The sequence below is a fragment of the Desulfosarcina cetonica JCM 12296 genome (assembly GCF_001311845.1).
GTDB lineage: Bacteria > Desulfobacterota > Desulfobacteria > Desulfobacterales > Desulfosarcinaceae > Desulfosarcina > Desulfosarcina cetonica.
The window spans coordinates 1-7,171 of sequence record NZ_BBCC01000258.1; the positions used below are offsets into that span (position 1 = coordinate 1).

At 42.7% G+C, this 7,171-nt stretch carries 7 protein-coding genes; 3 read left to right on the top strand and 4 right to left on the bottom strand.

Annotation, left to right across the window (positions count from 1 at the left end; translation table 11 throughout):
* From JCM12296_RS31025 to JCM12296_RS31035, 3 genes are all read left to right on the top strand, one after another.
* Positions 1 to 1,921, top strand: a 1,921-nt coding sequence (locus tag JCM12296_RS31025) for a triple tyrosine motif-containing protein (protein WP_157068056.1), incomplete at its 5' end; no start/stop codon positions are given.
* On the top strand, positions 1,918 to 2,631 hold the full coding sequence (locus tag JCM12296_RS31030; protein WP_054701187.1) for a toll/interleukin-1 receptor domain-containing protein: 714 nt from the start codon (positions 1,918 to 1,920) through the stop codon (positions 2,629 to 2,631). The genes JCM12296_RS31025 and JCM12296_RS31030, both read left to right, overlap by 4 nt.
* Positions 2,632 to 2,818: 187 nt before the next feature.
* Positions 2,819 to 3,751: a hypothetical protein gene (locus JCM12296_RS31035; protein ID WP_054701190.1), complete on the top strand. Its 933-nt coding sequence runs from the start codon at positions 2,819 to 2,821 to the stop codon at positions 3,749 to 3,751.
* A gap of 328 nt (positions 3,752 to 4,079) precedes the next feature.
* On the opposite strand, the gene JCM12296_RS31040 is transcribed toward JCM12296_RS31035, so the two are convergent.
* The 4 genes from JCM12296_RS31040 to JCM12296_RS31060 form a co-directional block, all read right to left on the bottom strand.
* On the bottom strand, positions 4,080 to 4,451 hold the full coding sequence (locus JCM12296_RS31040) for a type II toxin-antitoxin system VapC family toxin (RefSeq protein WP_054701193.1): 372 nt from the start codon (positions 4,449 to 4,451) through the stop codon (positions 4,080 to 4,082).
* Positions 4,448 to 4,756: an AbrB/MazE/SpoVT family DNA-binding domain-containing protein gene (locus JCM12296_RS31045; RefSeq protein ID WP_246805173.1), complete on the bottom strand. Its 309-nt coding sequence runs from the start codon at positions 4,754 to 4,756 to the stop codon at positions 4,448 to 4,450. The genes JCM12296_RS31040 and JCM12296_RS31045 overlap by 4 nt, the downstream gene beginning before the upstream one ends.
* A 733-nt stretch (positions 4,757 to 5,489) precedes the next feature.
* Entirely contained in the window at positions 5,490 to 5,948 is a 459-nt protein-coding gene (locus JCM12296_RS42825; protein WP_218188376.1) for a hypothetical protein, read from the bottom strand.
* Entirely contained in the window at positions 5,897 to 6,841 is a 945-nt protein-coding gene (locus tag JCM12296_RS31060) for an NAD(P)/FAD-dependent oxidoreductase (RefSeq protein ID WP_218188377.1), read from the bottom strand. Before JCM12296_RS31060 ends, JCM12296_RS42825 begins: the two co-directional genes overlap by 52 nt.
* Positions 6,842 to 7,171: the final 330 nt, after the last annotated feature.

A 7,171-nucleotide genomic window follows, 5' to 3' on the forward strand; every position in this document is an offset into this window, starting at 1 on the left:
GCTAAACCCTCTCCACCGAACCTGGAGCACCTATCGTTCCGATAACACCTATGAATTCTATGATCTTTCTGACGGTACATATAATTTACACGTAAGGGCTAAGGACTCAGCAGAGCTTACCTCACTTCCACTTGAATATACTTTTACCGTTAAAGGATTTCATAAACTTCCTCAGACAGCATTCATTTTTGAAGGGTTGGGCAGGGGAAAAATTGTCGGTAGAATCCCGGAAATCTGCTGGCAATCAGGTCCATGCAGCAATAATAGATGCCTCTATTCCTACAAGCTTGATAATGGTGATTGGACTGAATTTAATTTTAATAACTGTTTTGAGTTGCCTATATCCCAATCAGCTCGACATTCATTCGAAGTTATAGCGAAAAATGAATGCGGTATTGAAACTATGCCCGCCAAACACGAATTTGATTTCGAGCGCATCCATGATTTGCCTATAGTAAAACTTACAAGCAAGCCATCAAAGGTTGTAGCTCAAAAAAATGTATTTTTTACCTTCGAAGGACAAGATGATCAAGATTTTGGCGATAAGACTTTGAGTGAAGAACTTCTCTATTCTTGGCGGCTTATACCGATTGATCATGGGTGGAAACATCTTTGCTCACAAAAAAAGGTTTCGTACAACAATCTTCACAATGGGACTTATTTTTTTCAGGTTAAGGTGGTTGATAAAAGTGGAAACGAATGTGTGGTACCTGCAGAACAATATTTCGAAATTAATGTTATTCCTATTCACCAAAAACCTCTATTTTACTGGACAACTAGTATATGCAGTATTTTTTTAGTTGCATCCCTTTCTATATATTTTACACGCCAGCGCACCCGTCAGAGCGTATATGAACAGCGCTACAACCCCTATGTTGTAGGAGAAGCCGTACATGACCCAGAGATGTTTTTTGGTCGCGACAGACTAATTCGTGATTTATTTGAGTCGCTAAAGAATAATAGCCTATGCCTTACAGGTGAGCGTCGAATCGGTAAAACTACGTTGTTAGAGCATCTTGAAAGAAATGTTAAAAAACCCGATTTCGCGTTTTTTTGCAGCTTAGAAGGAGTTAAAGAAGAGTTATTTTTTAGTCGAATTATGCAGCATTTGACGAACAAACTAAACTCAATTTTTCGTGATTGTCCAACTGGATTGATCTTGTTTCATAAGGAAAGGTTATCCTACGATGAAGTTGATTTTGAAAACGATATAGAAACCATCATAGGTTGGCTCAGAATTAAATACGACCCGCAGGCATCTATTATCATGTGTTTAGATGAGATTGACGCAACTCAGCGTTTCTCAAATGATATTCATTCTAATTTGCGTAATATTTTCCAGACTTATCAAGGCAAAATTAGACTAGTAGCAGCAGGTGTCTCAATCCAGCGTGGTGAATGGACTCAACCCACAAGTCCATGGTATAATTTTTTCGAATTTAAAAGTGTCATACCTTTAGACTCCCAATCTGCTAAAAACCTCATTATAAAACCCGTAAAAGAGTTTTATAAATATGATTCAAATTCTGTTGACTTTATTCTCGAAAAAACAAACCATAAGCCTTTTTACATCCAAAAACTCTGTAAAAAAATTATTTCAAAAATCTTAGATGAAAAACGAATTACCGTCACCCTAAATGATGCTAACGAAGTATATAACGATTTAATTCGTTTAGAGTTGAACCGTGAATTTGAAACCTTTTGGGAACAACTGTCCTCAGGCTTACGTTATCTAATAATTTTAGCTGCAAATGGTAAAAGCGTCATCATTTCCAAAGTTTATCAGACTGAACTATTGAATAATTCATATAATCACGGACACAAGGTCATCAGTATCTCTGACAGCAAAATCGAATTTAGCACAATTTTCCTGGACTGGCTTGATATTAATTATGTGAAAAATGAAGGAAAGACAGTATGATATACATCAGTCATGCTAATGAAGATTCAGAGCTGGCGATTAGGTTGTATAACGATTTAAAAAATGAGGGCCTTTTTCCATGGATAGATATTGAAGATATCTTCCCAGGCGAAAATCGAGACGGAGCTATCCGGAAGGCCATAAGGAACTCACAGTATTTCCTTGCATTAATCTCATCAAATTCTGTAAGTCACATAGGCTATGTCCAAAAAGAAATGAAAATTGCTTTGGACTTCTTCAAAGAATTTTCGCCAAATTCTATCTTTATCATACCAGTAAGCATTGATGGAACCCGTGCACAGGATGAAACTTTAGAATCTCTCCAATATGTAGATCTCCTGAATTATGGGAACGGTATGAACAGAATTTTATTTTTTTTGAAAGGTCCTGGGCGTAGTAACAACTTAGAATCTTTAAAAATAGATGATTTAAATACGTCGACGCCTATCCTCCAAGACAATAGTTATCAGAGCGCCGAACCACTAATGCCTATTACTCGGCCCAAAGCAAAACTTCCTAAGGGTAACTGGGATGATATATTCGTGGGAAGGAACCTTTTGATCGAGAAATTGATGAGCACTCGAAAAAATGCCTTCGTCTTCGGCGCACGCAGAATCGGAAAGACATCCCTTTTAAGAAATATCGAAAATAATTATTTAAAAAAATGTCTATGCATTTTACGTTTCATTACAGGGTGTTTCAACATCTGATAAGCTCAAGCGAAAGTTAGATGTTGCCTTCCGAAGAAAAAGCTTTTCAATCGATTATGCGCTTCTCAGTGAAAATGCTTTTTTTGATTTCATTGAGGAACTTGACATCTCCATACATTATCCCATTGTCATTCTGGTTGATGAAGCCGAAGCGATCGAAAAATTAGAAAAAAAAGAACCAGGTTTTATGAATAAACTCCATAATCTGGTAGAATCTTCTGAAAATATCCGTTTTATTCTGGCAGCCTCTCCCCACTTCATCCAAATAGTATCTGGACAAGGCTTGTCCTGCTCCGCATTTTTATCGGCTTTTGAAACACACATCCTGCCTGTCATAACACCTGATGACGCTATCGACTTGATACGGCAGTTTGTTAATACCATCACGGATAATAATATAGAGCGAATCCTTTCTTTCACCTATTACCAGCCTTATTTGATTCGCATATTCATAGCTAAACTCCTTCAAGATGGAAATCTTCGAAATCCTACAAAAGAATTCGCAATCGACGCTTATAATGCAAATGCTTTAGAAGGTATATTCCCTAATTATTTTGAAGGCTTAAATAAATCAGATCAACAACTTATCCATCAGATTCATAATGAGAAATTTGAGTTTAGTGATAAATACGAGACTCGTCTTCGGGCGTTAGAGCAATATGGCTATCTTAAATCAGTGGCCGGTAACTACCAAATTTCCAATTGGTTTTTCCAACACTGGCTGGTTTGCAAATCTGGAGCGGCTATCCCCTGTGGATCACAACTTGATCCGGTACCAAATCCCAAAGAGATTAAAAATATTAAGTTGGCCTCCCAAAATAAAGATGAGACAATTTCTTTTACGAGTTTTCAGGATACCACGACCCGTTCAAAACTTATTTATTCTCTCAGCGGTCTCCTTCTGAGTCTATTTTGTATAATCGGGGGAGTTTTCTTATTCTGCAACGGTGTCACGGGTGGTAGCAATTTGACTGCTAAATTTATTGGCTTAGAAAGCACAATATCCGACGCCGCTCCAGGGGCACTGCTGTTTGTTATAGGTTTGTTTGTTGTTTTCGTCACACGCTTTGGCATAAACAAACAGACGTTGAGGCCAAGGGACCGTGAAGATCAAAGATAGGTTACAGCCAACACCCCTTCAATGAAAATAGAAAGGAAGCTGGGAGTCTGGGGACGGGCATGAAAGGAGTCTGGGGACGGGAGTCTGGGGACGGGCATGAAATTATGCGATTAGATTTTCCGAACAACTATGATGATAAAGAAACCAGCATGCCAACATAAGCCAGAGTCAATGCGCCAGGAGCGCTGCACCCCATTATTTGCCGCGGGATCGAACGGCGGAAAATTTTTCTGAATGATGCCGACCGGAATGATTTGGCGGGAGGGGGAAAGTTTGGGCCGGAGGAGGGTGTCCCACAACCTGCTACCCACGAATCTGCAAGCGTTTTTTACTTCGGTATATATTCTACGCAAGATTGATATTTCAGGTCTGCGTCTGATGTAATGATGGTGCAATGGTTCAACTTCGCTGTGGCCACGATGATGGCATCGGCCATGGCCAATTTTTCTTGCAAGGCAATGTCCGCCGCCGCCAGTGCGAGGTTCTCGTCCAACGGAATCACGGGTGAATTCTTCATGTATGCTGTCGCAACCAGCGCCTTTTCTTCGCCAACCTCCCTTTTCAAAATCTTATAAACTTCGTATAGAATGATCGTCGGCATCAGCATCTTTGGTTGATCCGCCAGATATTTCGCATATTGGTCTGCCAACTTGCCGTCGGTGAACCATTCCAGCCATCCGCATGAATCGACAATGATCATCCCATCCGATCCTTCTTTTCCCGGTAATCATCTATTTGGGCACCAGCTGCAATCCCCCGCAATGATTCTATTGTCGTCTGCGGGATCAGAATAAGCATTCCATCTTTCTCTATTACTGTCAGTTTTTGTTTCGGCTTCAACTTGAGGCGCTCTCTGGTCGGCTTGGGAATGACCACCTGGAATTTGGTTGAAATCGTTGTTTGCATAATTCCTCCAATTTTGATCGATACAAAACTGTAGGAAGTTGTTGTTTGAATGTCAATAAAATAAAAGAAACAGGTACCTTCTATCAATAGAATGTCCATATTCCTTCCCATGATCAACCGTTCACGCCAAAAATATCAATGAAGCTGGGGGCGTGAAGCTATGGGGAATCTGGGGACGGGAATCTGGGGACGGGCATGAAATTATGCGGTTCTATTTTTCGAACCGCTACGACAAAGAAATCAGTATGCCAAGGCAAACCCGAATCGATGCACAAAGAGCATTACACCACATTATTTTCCGCAGGATCGAACGGCGGAAAATCTTTTATCCAGAGATACCCGACATACACAATGACAAAATTCCCTGAGGATGCGCCAGCAGAACCTTCTGGTCTGGTTTTGGTAAACGGCTAGGGGAGCTTTTTTCAGGGTTTTTCTTTATCGGCTATTTTGTGTACTTTCCAAGGTATTCATATCATACTTGTCCGGCAGGTGGAGCGGAGTCTATAGTACCATGCGGAATTTAAAATAATCAATTTGAGCAATAAAGCTGCCAAACGTTTTCGCATCAATATTTAACACCATTTGGAGCGGTTGAAAAAGTTGAAAAAGATGTAAAATGACTTCCCCCTTGGCGATACCCCGTCGCCCAAGCGGGAAGTCCTGATAGGGTGCAAGCAAAGAATAATACCACCGGACGGTACCGGGTTTGTTCTCGCCTACAAAGCCCATCCACCGGTGCATATCAGGATATGATATGCACCGGTGGATGGAATGCCGTAGACGGAGCGCAAGGATAAGTAAAATGGTGGAATTATTTCTTCCGAGGCTCTCAAGCCAAGTGGCGTTTCTTAGCCACAACTTCAGCAACTTTGATCAACGGGTAAGCAGTTGGAGACGCCGTCAATAACGGGTGGGTGCCAATCTGTGCCGTCAGCAGGGCATCAACGGTCATCTTGTTTTGAATCATGAAACCCATCAGATTGGTAAATTCACCTGTGGTCGCACCACCAATGACTTCGCCTCCCAGGATCACACCGGAATCGCGGGCAACAATCAGTTTGATGATTTGTCGATTCGTGCCAGGCAGGGTCCCAGGATGCTTGTCAACACCTTCGTGGGTACCGGTAACCACATCAAACCCCCTTTCATTGGCCAGTGTTTCGGTAACACCGGCGGCACCGAAAGAGGTGTCTCCAATACTGGTGCAAAATATGGAGACGTTGCCGTTAAAAGCTCTCAGGTCGACAGCTTGTAGAGATTCATTCCCGCAATCCTGCCTTCGGCACATGCGGTTGAGGCCAGCATCACCCCTTTTTGGGAACGGGTAATGAAGCTGTGTTTCTCAGCACAATCGCCCACGGCAAAAAAATCTTTGTTTGCCGTACGCATATATTCATTGACCTTGATGAACCCCAGTTGATTGATTTCGAGACCGGCCTGCTGCGCCAGGCTGACATTGGGTCGATAGCCGGTAGACAGAATGACGGCATCTGCCTTGATCGATTCACCATCGCTGAAAATAACGTCAGACACCTTCCCATTGCCGGCCAGTTCCTTTACGCGAACATTGCTGCGGACATGAACGCCCCTTTCGATCAAACATGCCTGCGCCTTGGACGCCAGCTCCTCGTCAAAGGCCAGGTTCAGTACATAGGGCAGCATCTCCACAATTGTCACGTCTTTGTGAATTTTTCTCAGTTCATCCGCGACTTCCACACCGATGAAACCGCCGCCCAGAACCACGATCTTTTCCAAGTCCATCAATTTATCGCGAAGCTGATCGAGATACATTTTGTCTTTGGGGATGATGAAGACGTTTTCCAGGTCAGCCCCCTTGAGCCAGGGAGGAACCGAGGGCTTTGATCCCGTGGCGAAAACGAGCTTGTCGAAGGCGATTTCCGTACCATCGGCCGTGGCGCAGATTTTCTTTTCCTGATCCACGGAGACCGCTTCATCGATCTTAAACGTGATGCCGGCATTGGTCAGCGCCGCATCCGGAATGATATTTTGTTCGCTATTTTCCAGCGTGCCGAAAATATATGGAATGCCACAGGGGACCATGACCTGCTTCTCTTTTCGCAACAGCATGAACGATTTGTCAGGATAAAACGTTTTGCCCGTCGTCGCGGCAACGATGCCAGCGGCACTTCCACCGATGACCAATACATCTGTTCGTTCCATTAATCCATTCTCCTGGGTTTGATTGTGCTTTTTTCAACCTTCCGGGCACTTACCGAACTTGATGTGCGCGGGAAATCGATGTAAAAGCATAATAGATGCCAGGAATGAAAATGGAGATCGGAGACGGATCGACAACACCAGAAAGTAACGTTTTGCGGTGCTTTATCCCTTACCGTGCCGGAGACTCTTTTTTCAAATAGCTCTGTGAGACTGTTACCGTCATCAACTCATAACACTATGTAACGTTACCTTTCCCGGAAACCCACCTTGGGCTCAGGAAAACCTCCAAAAAAACATGAACAGCCGATGCAATTTTCACGTAGTATAATA